Raw genomic sequence first — 20,329 nt, forward strand, 5'->3', positions numbered from 1 at the left:
TGCAGCTAGGTCAATCTCAGCGACCCGCTCGTCGCGTGTGTCCTTCAGTCTGGCTGACACTGAGGTGGCCAATGCCCACCATCCTTGTCATCGACCACGATCGAGCACCCGGCACCATCCGGGAATTCATCAAGATCGACCCCACCCTCGCCCCATCGCATTACGCCTTCACCGATTGCCGACAGGGGGATCCGGCCGCGGTCGGCGCGGCCATCAAGGTGGGTGCCACTGCTGCCCAGCAAGCGCCGTTCGATATCGTCGACGTGCTGGCAACCGTGGACCGAGCCGGCGAAGCATCCTTCATCCGGAGGGTATCATGAGGAACATCCTGGTCGTCGACGACGAGGTGGGGATCTGCTGCATGATCCAGCATCTGCTTATCAGGCAGGGCTATGCTGTTACGGCCATGACCGATGGCAGGGCGGCCCTTGCAGCGGTGGCAAACGACGAATACGCCGCCGCTCTCATCGACCTCAACCTTCAGGGGATCGATGGCAGCAACGTGATGCGGGCAGCGCGGGCGGTTTGGCCCGTCATGCCAATCGTCATGATGTCGGCGATGGTTCTGGAATCCGGGCGTGGCGCGCCCGACTTTCTCGGCATGTCGGTCAGAGTGCCGGGTCTCTACAGGTTGGCCAAGCCGTTCGATCCGAACGACCTCGCACAGCTCATGCAGGAGATCCTGCCCTCCTCTGCCGCGATTGTCGCCGGCGAGATGCAGACTTGGCCGACAACGACTTCGAACTGAACGGGCCTACCCTGGTGCTGGGCGCTGCTTGCCGGGGCGGGATCGGTCGGCACTCGGCTGCATTCTCGTCCCGATCACGTGCCCGCTAACGATCGGCTCGCGCATCGCGTCCCATCCGTTCGGGGGGCTTCCGGATCCAGGAGCGGTGAAATGTTCCCGGGGAAATGTGATTTTACTCACGTGCTGCGATCTTTGACCTCCGCTAACGTCAGCGCGAGAGTGAAGTGGCCGGTAACCAATGCCCGGATCGGCGACAGATCATTAGAATTAGAGCGAATCGCTCAACCGGTCGAAAGAACTGTTTTGCGATGGTGCGCACGCGAATGGCGTGAGGGCATCATGGGTGAAGTTGAGTACGAGTTATTGCTGGACGTTGTGCGAACGGCGATTGCGCCGGAGCCCCAGGCCCACCAAGAGATCGTCACGATGCCGCGCGTGCCCTCGAGATCTTTCGCATTGCCCAAAGCCGCGAACGACAATCAGACCCCCTGGCCACTGATCCCGTTTCCTGACGGCTGGCATGCGGCCTGCTGATTGAACGAGGCGTGGCCGCTGGCGGTCGCGCGTGGCGATCAGTATTCCGGTCCGAGAGGCGGCACGAATAATCCGGGGAACCGGCACCGGATGGCGGCGAGAATGGTTGCCTAGCCCACTGATCGCCTGTATTGAACCGCCCTGAATGGGGCCACGTGGCGGAGTGGTTACGCAGCGGTCTGCAAAACCGTTTACACCAGTTCAATTCTGGTCGTGGCCTCCATCAATCTTCTCAATGACTTAGAACCATCTCCTGCGGCCGCGTCGAGGCTCGTTCCGGCGCGCTCAGACGGGAAGATCGTCGATCCCGCCGGGATACGCGGCCCGGAACCGCGGCCATGTCAGCAACCGCCCGGATTGCGAGGCCGAACAGCACGGCGCGGCCGTGTCGCGGCGCCCCCCGGGGGTCCGCCTCTGCGCGTAATCGCGCAGCTGTACCACGTTGGATTCTTTATCGTCTTGCTGCATAGGCTCCATCCTCGCCTTATGCTGCAATGCAAAAAGCGTACCGATGGTCCCTGGAGCACGATCCGGCAAAGTGGAAACCGGTTTTCTGAAAAGATCGTGCTCCATCAAAGAGATGATACCGCGCGCTTATGACGCCGATCCCGATTCCTCCGGGGCTTGGGGGGCGGCGTGAGTTCCGGATTTACCCGCTGCACCTCGCGGTAGCGTGACAGCATCCGTTCGAAACTCGCATTCAGCGTGGCGGCGATCTCCGGGCGGTGCTCCAGTGCGCCGATCAGCATCCCAGCCGCCTCGATGGTCGACAGCCCATCGCGGCGCGGCTCGCGACGGAGACGGCCGTAGCGGGACGGATAGCGCGGACCCAAGATCACGCGCTGGCACTTGAGCATCCAGGGATTGCGCCACCACAACGCCTTGGCCTGGCTCCAGGTACCGTCGAGCAGGATCACGCCTTCGATCCCTTTCAGGACGCCGCGCTGGTTCTCGGCGACCTCGCCTTTGCGCGTGAGCGCGACAACCTCACTGTCCGGATCGAGATCGGCAGCCTTGGCCGACCCGAGATACAGAACCGCCCAGCGCGCCGGATCCGCCACCGGGCGGCCCAGCGCCTTGGCTAGGCTCGGCCAGGACAGGCCGACACGAACGACGGCTTTTTCGAAATGCTGCGCGGCCAACCGTGCGGTGCCAAGCGCCCGGTCCTGCTCCTGCGGATGCTGCAGGATCAGGAGCGAAAGGCGGCTCGCGATCGGAGTGACGCTGTCGCAAATGCAGAGCGGCATCTGCTTCTGGCAGCGTGGGCAATCGGGATGTTCGCCAAGCTGGTCCGCGACGAGAGGTTCTTTGGGATCTGACATTTCCCGGCTATAGGCCGAGTGTCGCGATCCGACAACGGGCAAGCCACGCGCTACGAACCAGGTACGGTCGGCGGCCAAATCCAGCGGGCCAGGGTGACGACAAACCAGCCGATCTTGGATAGCAGGCGGAAATTCCGGACCCGATCGATCAGCAGATAGATGACCGGCGTCGTATAGAGCGTCAGCACCTGGGACACCAACAGCCCGCCGATGATGGTGATGCCGAGCGGGCGGCGCAGTTCGGTTCCCGGGCCGGTCGCGATGACCAGCGGAATGCCGGCGAACAGCGCGGCCATCGTCGTCATCAGGATGGGGCGAAAGCGCGCGGAGCACGCCTCGAAGATCGCATCCGCCGAGGACAGCCCGCGCTGCTGCTCGGCCTCCAGCGCGAAGTCCACCATCATGATCCCGTTCTTCTTGACGATACCGATCAGGAGGATGATGCCGACAAAGGCGATGACGGTAAGCGGCGTGTTGGTGATTTGCAGGGCCAGCAGCGCGCCGAGTCCGGCGGACGGCAGAGTCGAGATGATCGTGAACGGATGGGCCAGACTCTCATAAAGCACACCGAGCACGATATACATCGCCGCCAAAGCGAACAGGATCAGCACCCACTGGCGCCCGCTGGTCTTGGCGAAGTCGCCGGCATTGCCGTCGAAGCTGCCACGAATGCCCTCGGGCATATGCAGCTCGTCGACCGCACGCTGGATGTTCGCGGTCGCCGCCTGCAACGTTACGTCCGGCAGCAGGTTGAACGAAACCGTGGTCGACGGAAACGATTGCGAATGGAAAACGGCGAGCGGCGACAGGCCGCGCTGGGCGTGCACCACCGCTGACAGCGGCACCTGGGTGTCACCGCTGCCCGCCACGTAGATACGGTCGAGGTTCGACGGATCGGTCTGGAATTTCGGATCGGTCTCGATCACCACCATGTATTGGTTGCGCTGGCTGTAGACGATCGAGATCTGACGCTGCGCAAAAGCATTGTTCAGCGCGTTGTCGATGTCCTGCACACGAACGCCGAGCATCGACGCCTTCTGCCGGTCGATCGTGAGCGACAACGCCAACCCGCCGGGATCGCGATCGCTGGAAATATCGGTGATCCCCTCCACCGTCTCCATGCGCTTGGCAACGATCGGCGCCCATTTCTGCAACAGGTCGAGATCGGGACTGGTCAGCGTGTACTGGTAATCCGAGTCGCTCTGGCGCCCGCCGGTGCGGACATCCTGGGCGGCAAACATGAACAGGCGAATGCCCGGCACCATGGCGAGGTTGTGCCGGAGGCGGTCGATCACGAGTTGGGTCGAGATGCCGCCGCGCTCCTCGGGCGGCTTCAGGCTGATGAACATGGTGCCGCGGTTCGAGGTGCCGCCGCCAGGCCCGCCACCAGCGCCAATGATCGAACCAATGCCGGCAACTGCCGGATCGCCCATGACGATGTCCGCAAGGCGTTGCTGCAGCCCGAGCATCGACTGGAACGAGATGTCGGCGGAGGCGCGGGTGGCGCCGATGACAAAGCCGGAATCGTCAATCGGGAAGTAGCCCTTCGGGGTCTTGATGTAGAGCGTCACCGTCAACGCGATCGTGGCGAAGAACACCAGCAAGGTGAGCAGCGGGAAGCCGAGCACCCCGCGCAGGCTCCAGGCATAGAAGCGGACCATCCGCGACAACGTGCCCTCGACCAGCCGGTCGAACCAGCTGGCGCGGTCCGAGATCGCTTCCTTGATGTATTGCGCGCAGATCATCGGCGTCACCGTCAGCGACACCACCGTGGAGACGACGATCGCAAAAGTCAGCGTCAGCGAGAATTCGCGCAACAGCCGCCCGACCACACCTTCCATGAAGATCAGCGGGATGAAGGCAGCGACAAGCGAGAGACTGATCGAGAGTACGGTGAAGCCGATCTGCCTCGCTCCTTCGAGCGCCGCGCGGAACGGCGGCATGCCGTGCTCGAGATTGCGGTACATGTTTTCGATCATGACGATGGCGTCGTCGACCACGAAACCTACCGAGATTGCCAGTGCCATCAGCGACAGATTGTCGATCGAGAAGCCGGCGAGCCACATCCCAGCACAGGTGCCGGCGAGCGCCAGCGGTACGGAGACGCCGGCTGCGATCGTCGGAACAATCCGGCGCAGAAACACGAAGACCACGACCATCACGAGCGCTGCGGTCGCGAGCAACGTCCACTGCATGTCATCGACGGAGGCGCGGATCGTGCCGGTGCGATCGACCAGAATGGAGATGTCGAGGCCGGCCGGAATCCATTGCTTCAGATCCGGGATCAGCGCCCTCACCCGGTCGACCGTCTCGATCACGTTGGCATCGCCCTGCTTGCTGATCTGGATCAGCACCGCCGGCTGCTTGTTGAACCAGGCTACCTGGCGCACGTTGCGAACGGAATCCTCGACATCGGCGACGTCGGACAGCCTGACGAAATTGCCGTTGGAGCTCTTGATCAGGATGTCCCGAAATTGCACCGCATGGCGCATCTGCTTGTTGATCGCAATCGTCTCGCTCTGGCGGCCCCCTTCGAAAATGCCGACAGGCCCGAGCGGGTTGGCGTTCACGATCGCTGTCCTGACATCGTCCGTGGCGATGCCGGCATTGGCGAGCGCGACCGGGTTGAGCGCGATCCGCACCGCCGGCTGGTCGGCGCCGCTCACGGTCACATTGCCTACACCAGGTACCTGGAACAGCCGCTGCGCCAGCACGGTATCGGCTACGTCGTAGATGGCGCTGGTCGACATCGTCTTCGAGGTCAGGGCCAGCACGAACACCGGCGCTGCGGCCGTGTTCGCTTTCCGGAAACGCGGCAACGCCGGCAGATCGCTCGGCAGGTCCGCCAGCGCTGCATTGATCGCGGCCTGCACGTCACGCGCGGCCTTGTCGATATCGCGCCCGATCGAAAACTGGATCTGGATATTGGTCGTGCCGAGCGAACTCGTCGAGGTGATCTGATCGACGCCGGAGATTTCTCCGAGCCGTCGCTCCAACGGCGCCGCGACGGTACCTGCCATCACGGACGGATCGGCGCCCGGACGCGTCGCAGAGACGAAGATGGCCGGAAAATCGACGTTGGGCACTGGCGCGACCGGCAAAAACACGTAAGCCACGATCCCGACCAGGAACAGCCCGATCGAGAGCAGCGTGGTGCCGACCGGCCTCCGAATGAATGGCTCGGAGATCGACGCCATTACTGGATGCCCTCTGTGGCCCCGGCGATCGGGGGCGCATCGGGGCCGACCGGCGGCAGCGCCCGCTCCAGGGAGCGGTTGATGCGGTCGAGCGCGAGATAGATCACGGGCGTCGTGTAGAGCGTCAGGAGCTGGCTCAGCAGCAGGCCGCCGATGATGGAGATGCCGAGCGGAAAGCGCAGCTCGGAGCCGGTGCCGCTTTCGATCGCCAGCGGCAGCGCACCGAACAGCGCGGCCAAGGTCGTCATCATGATCGGGCGAAAGCGCAACAGGCAGGCCTGCACGATCGCATCATAGGGCGACATGCCCTCCTTTCGCTCCGCCTCGAGTGCGAAATCGATCATCATGATCGCGTTCTTCTTGACGATGCCCATCAAGAGGATGATGCCGATCAGGCCGATGACCGAGAGATCCTGCCCGAACGCCATCAGCGCCAGAATGGCGCCGACGCCGGCCGACGGCAGGGTCGAAAGAATCGTGATCGGATGGATGTAGCTCTCGTAGAGCACACCGAGCACGATGTAGATCGTCACGACAGCGGCCAGCACCAGCCAGGGCTGGCCGGCGAGCGATTTGGAAAATTCGGCGACATCGCCGGAATAGACGCCGCCAATGCTGCCGGGCATGCCGATCCGGTTCTCGATCGTCTTCACCGCATCGACCGCCTCGCCGAGCGAGGCACCCGGCGCCAGGTTGTAGCTCAGCGACACCGCAGGAAACTGCGCCTGGTGCGAGATCGCGAGCGGAGCCGTGGTCCGCTTCAATGTCGCGACCGCCGAGAGCGGCACCTGGCCGCCGGCGCCGGGCAGATAGAGTTTCGACAGCACGGATGGGTCGCGCTGATACATCGGCAGCGCTTCCAGCACCACGCGATACTGATTGGCCTGGCCGTAAATGGTCGAGATCTGCCGCTGCGCGAACGCATCGTTCAGCGTGTCGGTCACGCCCTGCAGATTGACCCCAAGCTGGCCGGCGCGCTGCCGGTCGATCGTGAGCTCGGCACGCAGACCGCCGTCCTGCGCCTCCGACGAGACGTCGCGGAACAGCGGATCGCGGCGCATCTCCGCGACCAGCCTGCCCGCCCATTTCGACACTTCAGCCGCATCCGTGCCCGTCAGCGTGTACTGATATTGCGAGCGGCTCGACTGCGTCGAGATCTGCACGTCCTGCACCGGCTGGAAATAGACCCTCATGCCGGGAATGACCGCGACCTTCTGCTTCAGGCGGTCGATCACGACCGCGACATTGTCGCGCCGCTCGCCGAGCGGCCTTAAGGTCATCACGAACTTGCCGACATTGGTGGTCGGGTTGACCGAGCCGGCGCCGATCACCGAAACGACGCCAGTGACGTCAGGATCGGATTGAATCGCAGCCGCCGCATCGGCCTGACGCTTCTGCATCTCGACGAAGGAGACGTCCGGCCCCGCCTCGGTGACGGCGGTGATCGATCCGGTGTCCTGCAGCGGCAGGAAACCCTTCGGCGCGACGACATAGAGCGCAATGGTCGTCGCCAGCGTCGCAAAGGTCACAGCCAGCGTGGCGCGCTGGCGCTCCAACACCCACAGCAACGTCCGGTGATAGAAGGCGACGGTGCGATCGATGAACCGACTGATCGCCATGAGGCCCGGGATCACCCACTCCTCATGCGTATGCTTGAGCAGCCGCGAGCACATCATCGGGGTCAGCGTCAGCGACACCACCGCCGAGGTCACCACCGCGATCGTCAGCGTGAGCGCAAATTCGCGGAACATGCGGCCGACCAAGCCGGTCATGAACAGCAGCGGGATAAACACGGCGATCAGCGACACCGTCAGCGAGATCACGGTGAAGCCGATCTCGCTAGCGCCACGCAGCGAGGCGCTCATCGCCGACTCGCCCTCCTCCATATGGCGGACGATGTTCTCGATCATCACGATGGCGTCGTCGACGACGAAGCCGGTGCCGATCGTGAGCGCCATCAGCGATAGATTGTCGAGGCTGAAGCCGGCGAAATACATGATGCCGAAGCTCGTGATCAACGACAGCGGCAATGCAACGCCGGCGATGATGGTGGCGCGCATCGAGCGCAGGAACAGCAGCACCACCAGCGTGACCAGCACCACGCTGAGGACCAGCGTGAACTGCACGTCATGCACTGAGGCCCGGATCGTCACGGTGCGGTCGCTGACGATGTTCAGCTTCACGCCGGCCGGAATCGTCCGCTGCAGCTTCGGGATCTCGGCCCGGATCTGGCGGACGACCTCGATGACATTGGCACCGGGCTGACGCTGGATGTCGATGATGACGGCCGGCGTACCTTGGTACCAGCCGCCGGTGCGCTCGTTCTCCAGCCCATCGACGATGGTCGCGACGTCGGCAATCGTGACCGGCGAGCCGTTGCGATAGGCGATGATGATCGGCTTGTAGGCGTCGGCGGCCGCGATCTGATCATTGGCGGTGATGGTGTAGGCCTGCTGCGCGCCGTCGAGCGAGCCCTTCGGCCCCGAGACATTGGCGCCGGCGATGGCACTGCGCAGATCCTCCATGCCGATGCCGTAAGCGGCCAGCCGCCCCAGGTCCGCCTGGATGCGCACGGCGGGCTTAAGGCCGCCGAGGACGGAGACGCGGCCAACCCCGGACACCTGGCTCAGGCGCTGCGCCAGAATGGTGTCGGCGATATCGCTCATCGCGCGCAGCGAGATCGTGCCCGACGTCAGTGCGAGCGTCATCACCGGCGCGTCGGCCGGATTGACCTTGGCGTAGGTCGGCGGATACGGCAGCGTCTTCGGCAAGACGCCGGCGGCGGCATTGATCGCCGCCTGCACGTCCTGGGTCGCGCCGTCGATGTCGCGGCCGAGATCGAACTGCAACGAGATCTGGCTGACGCCGAATGAGCTGGTCGAATTCATCGCGCTCAAGGACGGAATCTGGCCGAGCTGCCGCTCCAGCGGCGCGGTGATCAGCGACGCGATGACATCGGGGCTCGCGCCCGGCAGCTGCGTCGTCACCTGCACCGTCGGGAAATCGACCTGCGGCAGCGCCGAGACCGGCAGCGCGAAATAGCCCAACAGACCGCCGATCAGGAGCGCCACCCCGAGCAGCGACGTCGCGATCGGACGACGAATGAAGGGTTCGGATACGCCCATCCGCACGAGGCTCCTAGCCGCTGATCTGCGTCATGGCTGCGGCCTCCCGCCACCGCCTTTTGCCTGGCCCTTGGATTGTTCCTTGGGCTGATCCTTGCCCTGCGCATTCCGGCTGCCGCGCTTGCGTGGCGCCAGATCGGCGGTCGGGGTCTGCTCATCGTGACCGACGATCACCTTGGCACCATCGGCCAGATTGGCAAAGCCGGTGGTCACAACCCGGTCCGAGGACGTCAATCCGCTGGCGATCACCGCCTCGGACTCATTCTGCTGCGTCACCGTGACAGGGCGCGCCGAAACGATATCGCCCTCGCCGACCACATAGCTGAAGGTGCCGACGGGCCCCCGCTGCACGGCGGCGGTCGGGACCACGATCGCGCTGGCAAGGGTCTCCACCTTCAGCCGAACATTGACGAACTGTCCCGGCCAGAGCTGGAACTTCGCATTGGGAAATTCGGCCTTGAGCTTGAGCGTGCCCGTTGTCGAATCCACCTGGTTGTCGATGCCCTTGAGCGTCCCGGTATCGATCACGGTCACGCCGTCATTGCCGAAGACGTCGACGGCAAGCGGCCCGGCGCCCGCTGCTGCGTTGACCCGCATGATCTGCTGTTGCGGCAGGCTGAACTGGACTGCGATGGGCTGCAGCTGGGTGATGATCACGAGGCCGGTCGCATCGGCCGCATGGACGATGTTGCCCTGGTCGACCTGGCGCAGGCCGGCGCGTCCCGAGAGCGGCGCGACGATCTTGGTGTAGCTCAACGTCGCCGCAGCATTGTCGATGGCGGCCTGATCGGCCTTGATCAGCGCCTGCTGCTGCGCGACCGTCGCGCGCTGAGTATCGGCCTGCTGCTTCGAGCCGGCATTGCTGGCCGCGAGTTGCTCATAGCGCTGCAGATCGAGCTTCTGGTTGGCGAGCTGGGCCTCGTCCTGCGCCTTCTTGGCGACCGCCTGGTCGTACTGCGCCTGGTAGATCGCAGGATCGATCTCGGCGAGCACGTCGCCCTTCTTGACGTCCTGTCCTTCAACGAAATTGACCGCGATCAGCTTGCCGTCGACCTGCGAGCGCACCGTCACCGTGTTGAGCGCGCGCACCGCGCCGACTCCGTCCAGATAGACCGGGACATCCTTGGTGATCGGGGTCGCGGCAAGCACGGGGACCGGCAGGTCCGGCCGCTGCATGCGCAGCCCGGCCTGCCGCTGCTGGATCGCGCTCCACCCGATGTAACCGAGACCACCGAGGATCACGAGCGTCAGCACGGCCGCGACCAGGCGCCGGCCCCGCCTGGATCGCTTTACAGGCTCACCCTTTGTGTCGGTTCGTTTCTGGTCCGGCTTAAAGAGCATCGACCGGTTTCTCCACTTTCGGCTCCCAGCTGCCCCCCAGCGCCTGATAGAGGCTCACGATGGCCTGGAGCCGTGCGAGCTGCGCTTGCCAATACACGTCTTCGGCCTGAAATAGCGTCAATTGCGTATTCAGCACGGTCACGATATCGGCAGTGCCGGCGCGCAGTTGCTGTTCGGAGAGTTGGAACGCCCGCCGCGACGATGCCAGCACGTCACGCTGCAGCTGCAGCCTGATCGTGGTCTGTTTGATCGAATACAGCGCATTATCGACGTCGGTGAAGGCCTGGACCACCGTCTTGCGATAGGTCTGCAACAGCTCATCCTGGCGTGCCTTGGCGTTCTCGAAATTACCGAGAATCCGGCCGCCGTCGAAGATCGGCTGGGTCGCACTGCCGACCAGGCTGAAGAAGGCGGCATGCGGCTGGAACAGCGACACCAGCGCCGAGCTTTGATAGCCGCCTTGTCCGGTCAGCTGAATGCTCGGAAAGAATTGCGCGCGTGCATTGCCGACGTTTGCGGTTGCAGACGCCAGTTGCGCCTCCTGGCGGCGAATGTCCGGACGCTGCGTCAGGAGCTCCGAGGGCAGCCCCGGCGTCACGCGTGGCGTCCTGATCTGGTCGAGGGAACCACCTTTGACATGGATGCTTTCGGGGGGGCGCGACACCAGAACCGCCAGCGCATTGATATTCTGGTCGAGCGTCTGCCGCAGCGGCGGCACGGCCGCCTTCTGGTTGGCCAGCACGCTCTCCTGTTGCGCGACGTCGAGATCAGTGCCGGTGCCGGCCTTCTGCCGCTCGCGGATGGCATCGAGCACGCGCTGGGCGCTGGCGATGTTGCGCTCGGCGGTACGAAGACGATCTTGAGCGGCGAGCACCTGGAAATAGGCGTTGGCGACGCTCGCGAGCGTGGTCAGCGCCGTTACATCGCGATCGAAGCGGTTCGCGATCACGGTTTCTTCGGCAGCCTGGAGCGCATCACGGTTCTGGCCGAAGAAGTCGAGCTGGTAGCTCGCCGCAAGCGAGGCTTGGTAGTTGACGACCTCGCGGCCGCCATTGGTGAGGCCGCTGGCGCTGGATCCGGAGGTGCGTGAATAGGTCTCCTGCCCCGTTGCCGTGAGGCTGGGCAGTAGCGCTGCGCCGGCCTGCCGGGCCAGCGCGTCGGCCTGCTTGAAACGGGCAACCGCCGCGGCGATGTCGAGATTGACCCGCTGCGCCTCCTCCATCAGCTCGGTGAGCTGCTTCGAGCCGAAGCCGCGCCACCAATCCAAGGAGGGAGGAGCGACCGAATCCGCCCCTGCGGCGTGCTTGTAGCGACCTGGGACGTCAAGCGCCGGATCCGGAAGATCCTGGGTCAACAGGCAGCCGGCCGAATTCGCCGCAAGTCCGACCGCCGCCAGCCATCGGATCGCACGACGCAAATGCGGGCGTGCCGGCCTGGCCGCCGTCATCACGCCAAACTGGGTCACATCCGGTCTCCGCAGGCCGAAGAAGCCGCAAGGGCGGAGCGCACGCGCGCATAGGTGCAGGCGCGGGCGGCCTCGTCGACGACGATGTGCAAGCTGGACACGAACGTAATGCTTCCCTGTGATCTTGCCGATCATACTACCCGCGCGAACGCACGACGGACAGTCCTGCCGCAGCTCTGTCCCCTTCGCGGCAATCTCCTTCCGCTATCCAGAATGGGACGGATTCCCCGCATTTTTTGCGGTTTTCTGCGGCCAAAGCGGCCTCGGCACAGCCCGCATTCTTACCAAGATTTCATATCCGGCGAACCATTTTGACCGCAGCTGTGCTGTCAAAGCCGCGCCTGAAACCTTTCACGGGACGCACCGTATCTCGCACATCCTGGTCGGGGGGCTTTGAATGCGAGTCGCAGTGATTGGAACGGGAATTGCGGGCAACGCTGCGGCCTGGGCGCTGTCACGGCATTATCCAGTTACTGTATATGAGCGCGAGCTTTGCCCGGGCGGCCACAGCCACACGGTCACGATCGACTATGATGGAGCCCCGATTGCGGTCGATATCGGCTTCATCGTCTACAACGAGCTCAACTATCCCGAGTTATCCGCCCTCTTCGACCACCTGGGCGTGGAGACGATCGAAAGCTGCATGAACTTTGCGGTTACGGCGGACGAAGGCCGCTTCGAATGGAAAGGCGGCGGCAATACTTGGCTCGAGACGGCCAAGTGCCTGTTCGCCCAGCCCGCCAATCTGCTCTCCTCGTCGTATCTTTGGATGCTGCGCGACATTGTCACCTTCAACGAGCAAAGCGTGGCCGACTTCAAGGCCGGCCGGCTCGCAGGCCTCTCGCTCGGCGAGTATTTTCGCAGCAACCATTTCGCCCCGCGCCTGCTCTCCGATTATCTGGCGCCGATGGGCGCGGCGATCTGGTCGGCACCGGCCTCCGAGATTCTCGACTTTCCGGCCGAGAACTTCATCGCCTTCTTCAACAACCATCGTCTGCTGCATTATGACCGGCCGGTGTGGCGCACCGTCAAGGGCGGCAGCCGCAACTACGTTCAGAAACTGACGTCCGCCTTTCGCGGTTCGCTGCGGCTCGGCTGCGCGGTAACGGCGGTCGAGCGAACATCCCAGGGCGTCGTCGTTCGCGACAGCTTCGGCCACCGCGACAGCTACGATCACGTCGTCATCGCCGCCCACAGCGACCAGGCGCTTTCGGTGCTGAGCGATGCCGACACGCAGGAGCGCGACGTTCTCGGCGCTATCAGATATTCCCCGAACACGATCTACCTGCATCGCGACATCAGACTGATGCCAAGGCGCCAGCGCGCCTGGGCCTCATGGAATTTCCTGCGCTGGCAACGCGAAGGCACGCCGCTCAATGACGTCGCGGTCACCTATTGGATGAACAATCTGCAGGGCATCGACCCGGACAAGCCGCTGTTCGTCAGTCTCAACCCGCCCTTTGCCCCGGCCCCCGAACTCACCTTCGGCAAGTATCTTTGCGAGCATCCGCAATACACTGCCCCGGCCTTTGCCGCGCAGAAGCGACTGCCGGACATTCAAGGCCATCGCCGCACCTGGTTCTGCGGCGCCTGGACCGGCTATGGCTTTCATGAGGACGGGCTGCGCTCCGGCCTCGCCGCAGCGGAAGCTCTGGGCGCGGTCGCGCCCTGGCGCAAATTGCCGCCACAGCTCGCTCAAGCTGCGGAATGATCATGGGCTTCGCGACGACCGATCCGCCACCAGCTGCCGCCGCGCTCTATTTCGGCGATGTCATGCATACTCGGCTGCGCCCACGGCACCATCGCTTCGCCTACCGCGTGATGAGCTTGTTGATCGATCTCGACCAGCTCGACCAGGCGGGGCAGCAGTCTTTCCTGTTCGGCGCCAATCGCCGGGCGCTCTATAGTTTTCGCGAGATCGACCATGGCAAGTGCGACGGATCGTCGCTGCGCGACTATGCGCAAGCCAGCGCCGCCGCGCACGGGATCGACCTTTCCGGCGGACGCGTGCTGCTGCTCTGCTATCCGCGCCTGCTCGGCTATGTGTTCAATCCGCTGTCGGTCTATTTCTGTTACCGCGCAGACGGCAGTCTGGCACTCATGATCTACGAGGTCCGCAACACCTTTGGCGATATCACCCCTTACGTGCAGCCGGTCAAGCCGGGCGAACTCACGGATGCGGGCCTCAGGCAGGCGCAGGAGAAGTCTTTCTACGTCTCGCCCTTCATCGACATGGCGATGCGTTACGATTTCCGCATCGTCCCACCGGGCGATGAGGTCAAGCTGCGCATCCTGGAGAGCGGCCCAGAAGGTCCTGTGCTCGCCGCCACGTTCCTCGGCCGCCGGCGCGCTCTGACCTCGGCCGCCTTGCTGCACGCCTTCGTGTCGCTTCCGCTTGTCACTTTCAAGGTCTTTGCCGCCATCCACTGGGAAGCGCTGCGGCTTTGGCTCAAGGGCATTGCCCTGGTGCCCCGTCCGGACAAGCCTGGTCCGCAGAGTTCCAATACCGGCTTGGCGAGTCGGGACAGCCACGCTTAATATATTGCCGCGCTGACGGCTCCCCGGCGGCGCGCTTTGGTCCGGAAGGCTCGTTCTTGCCACGCTGCGCCGATGGCACGACCATTCGGATGCAGAGCCGTTTTGCGTGAAATGGACCTCTCATGCCGGACGTGATTGCTGTCACCCCTGACAATATCGATCAGGTTCTCGCCGACCTGCCGCGGCTGGCCCGGCTGGCCCTCGGTTTCGGCGCAAAGCTGCGGCGCGGAACGCTCGACGTGACCCTGCTCGACCGGCGCGTGATCAGGCTCGGGGGGCTTGAGCCGGGCCCGGCCGCCGCCATGATCCTCCGCAATTACGGCTTCGCCTCGCGGCTGCTCAAGGGCGGCGACATCGGCATTGCCGAGGCCTATCTCAACGGCGATTGGGAAACGCCGGACTTGACGCAGTTTCTCTACCTGTTCTGCGTCAATCACGAGCTCCTGCAGACCATGCTCGAAGACAAGCCGCTGATCCGATTCGCCCAGATGGTACGGCACTGGTTCAATCGGAACACGCGACGTCAAGCGCGGCGCAACATCTACGCACATTACGATATCGGCAACGCGTTTTATTCGGCTTGGCTCGATTCCAGCATGACCTATTCCTCGGCGATCTTCGAGGAGCACACGACCGACCTGACTTCAGCGCAGAAGAACAAGTACCGGCGGCTGGCCGAGGCCATCGACCTCAAGCCCGGACAGAAGCTGCTGGAGATCGGCTGCGGCTGGGGCGGCTTCGCCGAATATGTCGCCAAGACGTTCGGCGCCAAGGTCGTCGGCCTCACCATCAGCACCCAGCAACGCGATTTCGCCCAGCGCCGCATTCACGAGGCCGGGCTGGCTGATAAGGTCGAGATCAAGCTGCAGGATTATCGCGACGAGCGCGACCGCTACGACCGCATTGCCTCGATCGAGATGATCGAAGCGGTCGGCGAGCAGTTCTGGCCAAGATATTTTTCGCAGTTGCGAGATCGACTGCTGCCCGGCGGCTTGGCCGGCATCCAGGCGATCACGATCCAAGATAGCATGTTCCAGCACTATCGCCGGGAAGTCGACTTCATCCAGCGCTACGTGTTTCCGGGTGGCATGCTGCCATCGCCGCAGATCCTGAAGACACTCGGCGAGCGATTTGGAATTCCTGTCGTGCGCGAGCGCATCTTTGGGCAAGATTATGCCAAGACACTCGCGATCTGGCGAAATAATTTCCGGGCGGCTTGGCCTAACCTGGTGCCCTCGGGTTTCGACGATCGCTTCCGTCGCCTGTGGGAATATTATCTGTCCTACTGCGAGGCGGGATTCCTCTCCGGCAATATCGACGTCAGGCAGGTCGTGTTCGCCAAGGAGCGTTGAACGACCTGCCGGTCAACGCGTCTTGCACCGCGCCTTACGTGCGGCTGGATATCGCGCTAGGGTCTTCCTAGATGTTTCAGAGGATCCCTTACGGTATTGCGCCATGACAATTCGAAACGACGTCGTCGAGGCGATCGGCAACACGCCGCTGATCAAGCTCAAGCATGCCTCGGAAGCGACCGGCTGCACCATTCTCGGCAAGGCCGAGTTCATGAATCCCGGCCAATCGGTCAAGGACCGCGCCGGCAAATGGATGATCCTGGGGGCTGAGAAACGCGGCGAATTGAAGCCGGGCGGACTCGTGGTCGAGGCGACCGCAGGCAACACCGGCATTGGTCTCGCCGTGGTCGCGGCAGCGCGCGGTTATCGCACGCTGATCGTGATCCCGGAGACGCAGAGCCAGGAAAAGAAGGACATGCTCAGACTGTGCGGCGCCGAACTCGTCGAGGTGCCTGCTCTGCCCTTTTCCAATCCGAACAATTATCAGCATGTCGGCCGGCGCCTTGCCGATCAGCTCCGCAAGACCGAACCGAATGGCGTCTTGTTCGCCGACCAGTGGAACAACCTCGACAACGCCAAGGCGCATTATGAATCGACCGGCCCGGAGATCTGGGAACAGACTGGCGGCAAGGTGGATGGGTTCATCTCCGCCGTGGGCACTGGCGGCACGCTGGCCGGCACCAGCCGCTACCTGAAGGAAAAGAACAAGGACATCGTCACGGCCTGCGCCGATCCACATGGCTTTGCCATGTACAACTGGTTCAAGCACGGCGAAGCCAAATCGACGCCTGGCGATTCCATCACGGAAGGCATCGGAATCGGCCGGGTGACGCCGGTCATCGAGACCGCGAAGGTCGATACGGCCTTCCTGATCTCGGACGATGAAGCCGTCGGCATCATCTATGACCTGCTGCAGCACGAGGGCCTGTGCCTCGGCGGCTCGACCGGCGTCAACGTCGCCGGCGCGATCCAGCTCGCCAAGCAGCTCGGACCTGGCAAGACGATCGTCACCATCCTATGCGATTCTGGAAATCGCTATCAGTCGAAGCTGTTCAATCCGGAGTTCATGCGGTCGAAGAACCTGCCGGTCCCGGCATGGCTGGAGAAGCGCAGCGACATCAAGCCGCCATTCGTGTGAGGTGAATAGGGATCAGCGAATAATCTCCCTTATTCGCTCCCTCATCAGTGCCGCAGGATCTGGCTCAGGAACACCTTCGAGCGCGCGTGCTGCGGATTGGCGAAGAATTCCTGCGGCGTGTTGGATTCGATAACCTGGCCGGCGTCCATGAACACGACCCGGTTAGCGACTTCGCGGGCAAAACCCATCTCGTGGGTAACGACCAGCATGGTCATGCCCTCCTTCGCGAGATCGACCATGGTGTCCAGCACCTCCTTGACCATCTCCGGGTCGAGCGCCGAGGTCGGCTCGTCGAACAGCATCACCTTGGGATTCATGGTGAGCGCACGTGCGATCGCCACGCGCTGCTGCTGACCGCCCGACATCTGCCCGGGATATTTGTGCGCCTGATGCGGAATCTTGACGCGCTCCAGGAACTTCATCGCGGTGGCTTCCGCATCCTTCTGCGGAATGTTGCGGACCCAGATCGGCGCCAGCGTGCAGTTCTCCAGCACGGTCAGATGCGGAAAGAGGTTGAAGCTCTGGAACACCATGCCGACCTCGCGCCGGACTTCATCCACGCGCTTGAGGTTGGGGCCGAGCTCGATGCCGTCGACCGTGATCTCGCCCTCCTGGAATTCCTCCAGCGCATTGATGCAGCGGATCAACGTCGATTTGCCGGAGCCCGACGGGCCGCAGATGACGATACGCTCGCCCTTGGCGACGCCGAGATTGATATCGCGCAGCACGTGGAAATCGCCGTACCATTTGTTGAGGGCGGCAATGTTGACGATCGGGTTGGTGGTCATGGGATCACTTTGAGCTCTCTTGCGCGATGCAGGTCAATGGCGCCGGTGCGCATTCAACCGGCGCTCCACGAACAGCGCGTAGCGCGACATGCCGAAACAGAAGACGAAATAGATCATTCCCGTGAAGGCGAAGCCGGTGAAGGCCGTGGTCGGCGTCGCCCAGGTGGGATCGGAGAACGATGCACGCAGGCTGCCGAGCAGATCGAAGATCGCAACGATCGAAACAAGCGATGTGTCCTTGAAGAGCGAGATGAAGGAGCCGACCAGCCCCGGAATGACATGGCGCAGCGCCTGCGGCAGCACGATCAGGAAGGTCGTCTTTGCCCAGGACAGGCCCAGGGCGCTCGCCGCCTCGCCCTGCCCGCGCGGGATCGCCTGCAGGCCGCCGCGGATGACTTCCGCCTGGTAGGCGCCGGAGAACAGCGAGACGCCGATCAGCGCACGGAGCAGTCCATCCACCGTCATGTTGCCCGGCAAGAACAGCGGCAGCATGTAGGTGGCGAAGAACAGCACGGTGATCAGGGGGACGCCGCGCCAGAGCTCGATGAAGGCGATCGAGAAGATGCGGATCAGCGGAATGGTCGAACGACGCCCGAGCGCCAGCGCGATGCCGATCGGCATCGAAGCGACGATGCCCGTGATCGATACAACCAGGGTGACCAGAAGCCCGCCCCACAGCCTGGTATCGACGACCTGAAGGCCGCCATGATCCAGGCCCATCAGGCCGATCACGACGCCGATACCGGCAAAGGTGACGATGCATTTGACGACCGCCCCCAGCGCGCGCCGGCCGCCGCCAAGGAACAACACCAGTGCCGAAACCAGAATGGCGGTGAGCGCAAGATCGATCCAGAGCGGCTGATGCGAATTCTGGATCTCCCCCCGCAACCAAGTCAGCGGCGAGATGATCCAGGACACCACCGTGCCGATCAGAACGATCAGCTCGCCGACCGCCCAGAACAGAATTCCGACCCCGGGCGTGTTCGCGCCGGCACGCAGCAATGCGCTGCCTGAGCTTTGGATGCTGTCGGCAAAAGCCGCCAGCAGGCTCGCCGTCCAGCTCACGCCAAAGCCCGAGAGGCCGCCGCCATAGAGCAGGAAGAAGGCCACCACCGGCAACGCCAGGAAGAACAGGCCGGCATTCAGGCTCTTGGCCGGAATGCGCGGAATCAGCAGCGGCACGAGCAGAACGACGGCGAGCAGGAAGGTGAGGTTTACGCGCCACCGTTCGGCTTCGGGATAGAAGCCGTAGATGAACTGCGTGATCTTGGCGCCGATGTAGGGCCAGCAGGCACCGACCGCGTGGCCGGCGTTCTGCGCCAGGCAGGCCTCGCGGTCCTGGCCGTGCCAGACCGCATCGACCAGCAGGAACTGGATCGCCGGGACCACCGTAAACCAGATCAGGGCCCCGCTGATGATCGTGAGCAGGACGTTGAGCGGTGAATTGAGCATCCGCGTCCGAACGAAGCCGACCAGTCCCGTTGTCCTGACTGGCGCTCGTCGTTCCGGCACCAGTTCCTGACGCATGAAGGTGGGGGCGGTGATGTCGCTCATGCGCCGAGCCTCTTACCCAGTCGCCAGCCGTAGAAGCTCATGATCGCACTCGTGATCAGGGAGATCAGCAGATATACGCCCATCGTGATCGCGATGATCTCGATCGCCTGTCCCGTTTGGCTGAGCGTGGTGCCCATGAACACCGAGACCAGCTCGGGATAGCCGATCGCGACCGCCAGCGACGAGTTCTTGGTGAGATTGAGATATTGGTTGGTGAGCGGCGGCAGGATCACGCGCAGCGCCTGCGGGATCACAATGAGGCGCAGCACTCGTCCGCGCGACAGGCCGAGCGAGACGCCCGCCTCCATCTGCCCCTTGTGCACCGACAGGATGCCGGCGCGCACCACCTCGGCGATGAACGCCGCCGTATACATCGACAGGGCTACGGTCACCGCGACGAATTCCGGAATGACCCGTGAGCCGCCGGCGAAGTTGAATCCTTTCAGTACCGGCACTTCGAACTCGACCGGCTTGCCGAACACGAGCGCCGAAATCAGGGGCAGCCCGACCAACACGCCGATCACGTAGGGCCAGATCCGGATCTCATGCCCCTTCAGGAACAGCTCCTGCCGCGCATAGCCCCGAAGCCCGAGCGCGGCAATCACTGCGATCGCAAGCGCGATCAGGAACGGCACAAGTCCGGGCTCGGCAATTGGCCATGGAATCACCAAGCCGCGATTGTTCAGATAGAAGCTTCCGAACAGCGAGATGCTTTGCCGCGGTGCAGGCAGCGCCGCGAGCACGGCGAGATACCAGAACAGGATCTGGAACAGCACCGGCAGATTGCGAATGATTTCCACGTACGCACCCGCCACGCGCGCCAGCAATCCGTTCGGGGACAGCCGGCCGAGCGCGACGATGAAGCCAATGATCGTGGCAAAGAAGATCCCGATGACCGAGACCAGCAGCGTATTGAGCAGCCCGACGAGGAACACGCGGGTGTAGCTGCTCGATCCGGAATACGGAATCAGGCTCTGGCTGACGTCAAAGCCTGCCGTATTGTTCAGGAATCCGAAGCCCGAGGTGATGCGTTGAGCTTCGAGATTGGCGCGGACATTGGCTACGATCTCGAAGCCAATCCACGCCAGCGCTGCGACGAACAGGATCTGCAGGACGAACCCGCTCCACCCTGCGCGGCCGCCCAATACGCGCTTCAGGCGAAGCGCGTATTGCGGCGGAGGGGACCTCGCTTCGATACTCATCGCCCCAGCTCCCGACCCCGTTGGT

The 20,329-nt window shown here is 63.4% G+C and carries 14 protein-coding genes and 1 tRNA gene; 7 read left to right on the top strand and 8 right to left on the bottom strand.

Annotated elements, in window-relative coordinates; all coding sequences use genetic code 11:
* The first annotated feature begins 71 nt into the window (after positions 1-71).
* The 3 genes from QXZ85_RS20210 to QXZ85_RS20225 all read left to right on the top strand — a co-directional run bounded on the left by QXZ85_RS20210 (position 72) and on the right by QXZ85_RS20225 (position 1,505).
* Positions 72-320, top strand: a complete 249-nt coding sequence (locus tag QXZ85_RS20210; RefSeq protein ID WP_315767872.1) for a hypothetical protein — start codon at positions 72-74, stop codon at positions 318-320.
* Positions 317-748, top strand: a complete 432-nt coding sequence (locus tag QXZ85_RS20215; protein WP_315703875.1) for a response regulator — start codon at positions 317-319, stop codon at positions 746-748. Before QXZ85_RS20210 ends, QXZ85_RS20215 begins: the two co-directional genes overlap by 4 nt.
* Positions 749-1,431: 683 nt before the next feature.
* Positions 1,432-1,505 (top strand) — tRNA-Cys (locus QXZ85_RS20225).
* A gap of 349 nt (positions 1,506-1,854) precedes the next feature.
* Here the strand turns inward: QXZ85_RS20225 and QXZ85_RS20230 are convergent.
* From QXZ85_RS20230 to QXZ85_RS20250, 5 genes are read right to left on the bottom strand one after another with little or no spacing between them, the layout of a single operon-like run.
* Positions 1,855-2,604: a tRNA-uridine aminocarboxypropyltransferase gene (locus QXZ85_RS20230; RefSeq protein ID WP_315703873.1), complete on the bottom strand. Its 750-nt coding sequence runs from the start codon at positions 2,602-2,604 to the stop codon at positions 1,855-1,857.
* A 50-nt stretch (positions 2,605-2,654) separates the two neighbouring features.
* On the bottom strand, positions 2,655-5,801 hold the full coding sequence (locus QXZ85_RS20235) for an efflux RND transporter permease subunit (protein WP_315767873.1): 3,147 nt from the start codon (positions 5,799-5,801) through the stop codon (positions 2,655-2,657).
* Positions 5,801-8,926 (bottom strand): efflux RND transporter permease subunit, encoded by a 3,126-nt coding sequence (locus QXZ85_RS20240; protein ID WP_315703871.1) that lies wholly within the window; start codon positions 8,924-8,926, stop codon positions 5,801-5,803. Before QXZ85_RS20240 ends, QXZ85_RS20235 begins: the two co-directional genes overlap by 1 nt.
* A 30-nt stretch (positions 8,927-8,956) precedes the next feature.
* Complete coding sequence (locus QXZ85_RS20245; RefSeq protein WP_315703870.1) at positions 8,957-10,267, bottom strand: efflux RND transporter periplasmic adaptor subunit; 1,311 nt, start codon at positions 10,265-10,267, stop codon at positions 8,957-8,959.
* Complete coding sequence (locus QXZ85_RS20250) at positions 10,257-11,714, bottom strand: efflux transporter outer membrane subunit (protein WP_316174827.1); 1,458 nt, start codon at positions 11,712-11,714, stop codon at positions 10,257-10,259. Before QXZ85_RS20250 ends, QXZ85_RS20245 begins: the two co-directional genes overlap by 11 nt.
* Positions 11,715-12,129: 415 nt before the next feature.
* Between QXZ85_RS20250 and QXZ85_RS20255 the strand changes: the two genes are divergently transcribed.
* The 4 genes from QXZ85_RS20255 to QXZ85_RS20270 all read left to right on the top strand — a co-directional run bounded on the left by QXZ85_RS20255 (position 12,130) and on the right by QXZ85_RS20270 (position 16,760).
* Positions 12,130-13,443: an NAD(P)/FAD-dependent oxidoreductase gene (locus tag QXZ85_RS20255; RefSeq protein ID WP_316174738.1), complete on the top strand. Its 1,314-nt coding sequence runs from the start codon at positions 12,130-12,132 to the stop codon at positions 13,441-13,443.
* Positions 13,444-13,445: 2 nt separating this feature from the next.
* Positions 13,446-14,270: a DUF1365 domain-containing protein gene (locus QXZ85_RS20260; protein WP_316174740.1), complete on the top strand. Its 825-nt coding sequence runs from the start codon at positions 13,446-13,448 to the stop codon at positions 14,268-14,270.
* A 122-nt stretch (positions 14,271-14,392) separates the two neighbouring features.
* A complete protein-coding gene (locus tag QXZ85_RS20265) occupies positions 14,393-15,622 on the top strand; it encodes a cyclopropane-fatty-acyl-phospholipid synthase family protein (protein ID WP_315703867.1) in 1,230 nt (409 codons plus the stop codon).
* Between the two features lie 103 nt (positions 15,623-15,725).
* Entirely contained in the window at positions 15,726-16,760 is a 1,035-nt protein-coding gene (locus QXZ85_RS20270; RefSeq protein WP_315766137.1) for a cysteine synthase A, read from the top strand.
* Positions 16,761-16,804: 44 nt separating this feature from the next.
* Here the strand turns inward: QXZ85_RS20270 and QXZ85_RS20275 are convergent, their stop codons facing one another.
* From QXZ85_RS20275 to QXZ85_RS20285, 3 genes are read right to left on the bottom strand one after another with little or no spacing between them, the layout of a single operon-like run.
* Positions 16,805-17,548 carry an amino acid ABC transporter ATP-binding protein gene (locus QXZ85_RS20275; RefSeq protein ID WP_315703865.1) on the bottom strand — a complete coding sequence of 248 codons (744 nt, stop codon included), beginning with the start codon at positions 17,546-17,548 and terminating at the stop codon, positions 16,805-16,807.
* A gap of 33 nt (positions 17,549-17,581) precedes the next feature.
* Positions 17,582-19,102: an amino acid ABC transporter permease gene (locus QXZ85_RS20280; RefSeq protein WP_316174742.1), complete on the bottom strand. Its 1,521-nt coding sequence runs from the start codon at positions 19,100-19,102 to the stop codon at positions 17,582-17,584.
* Positions 19,099-20,304, bottom strand: a complete 1,206-nt coding sequence (locus QXZ85_RS20285; RefSeq protein WP_315703863.1) for an amino acid ABC transporter permease — start codon at positions 20,302-20,304, stop codon at positions 19,099-19,101. Before QXZ85_RS20285 ends, QXZ85_RS20280 begins: the two co-directional genes overlap by 4 nt.
* Positions 20,305-20,329 lie beyond the last annotated feature (25 nt).

This window comes from Bradyrhizobium sp. SZCCHNGR1005, from assembly GCF_032489995.1.
GTDB lineage: Bacteria > Pseudomonadota > Alphaproteobacteria > Rhizobiales > Xanthobacteraceae > Bradyrhizobium.

Bases quoted from the DNA above. Each gene is read 5' to 3' on its own strand.
- QXZ85_RS20210 (WP_315767872.1), top strand. From the start codon at position 72: ATGCCCACCATCCTTGTCATCGACCACGATCGAGCACCCGGCACCATC.
- QXZ85_RS20215 (WP_315703875.1), top strand. From the start codon at position 317: ATGAGGAACATCCTGGTCGTCGACGACGAGGTGGGGATCTGCTGCATG.
- QXZ85_RS20230 (WP_315703873.1), bottom strand. From the start codon at position 2,604: ATGTCAGATCCCAAAGAACCTCTCGTCGCGGACCAGCTTGGCGAACAT.
- QXZ85_RS20235 (WP_315767873.1), bottom strand. From the start codon at position 5,801: ATGGCGTCGATCTCCGAGCCATTCATTCGGAGGCCGGTCGGCACCACG.
- QXZ85_RS20240 (WP_315703871.1), bottom strand. From the start codon at position 8,926: ATGGGCGTATCCGAACCCTTCATTCGTCGTCCGATCGCGACGTCGCTG.
- QXZ85_RS20245 (WP_315703870.1), bottom strand. From the start codon at position 10,267: ATGCTCTTTAAGCCGGACCAGAAACGAACCGACACAAAGGGTGAGCCT.
- QXZ85_RS20250 (WP_316174827.1), bottom strand. From the start codon at position 11,714: ATGACGGCGGCCAGGCCGGCACGCCCGCATTTGCGTCGTGCGATCCGA.
- QXZ85_RS20255 (WP_316174738.1), top strand. From the start codon at position 12,130: ATGCGAGTCGCAGTGATTGGAACGGGAATTGCGGGCAACGCTGCGGCC.
- QXZ85_RS20260 (WP_316174740.1), top strand. From the start codon at position 13,446: ATGGGCTTCGCGACGACCGATCCGCCACCAGCTGCCGCCGCGCTCTAT.
- QXZ85_RS20265 (WP_315703867.1), top strand. From the start codon at position 14,393: ATGCCGGACGTGATTGCTGTCACCCCTGACAATATCGATCAGGTTCTC.
- QXZ85_RS20270 (WP_315766137.1), top strand. From the start codon at position 15,726: ATGACAATTCGAAACGACGTCGTCGAGGCGATCGGCAACACGCCGCTG.
- QXZ85_RS20275 (WP_315703865.1), bottom strand. From the start codon at position 17,548: ATGACCACCAACCCGATCGTCAACATTGCCGCCCTCAACAAATGGTAC.
- QXZ85_RS20280 (WP_316174742.1), bottom strand. From the start codon at position 19,102: ATGAGCGACATCACCGCCCCCACCTTCATGCGTCAGGAACTGGTGCCG.
- QXZ85_RS20285 (WP_315703863.1), bottom strand. From the start codon at position 20,304: ATGAGTATCGAAGCGAGGTCCCCTCCGCCGCAATACGCGCTTCGCCTG.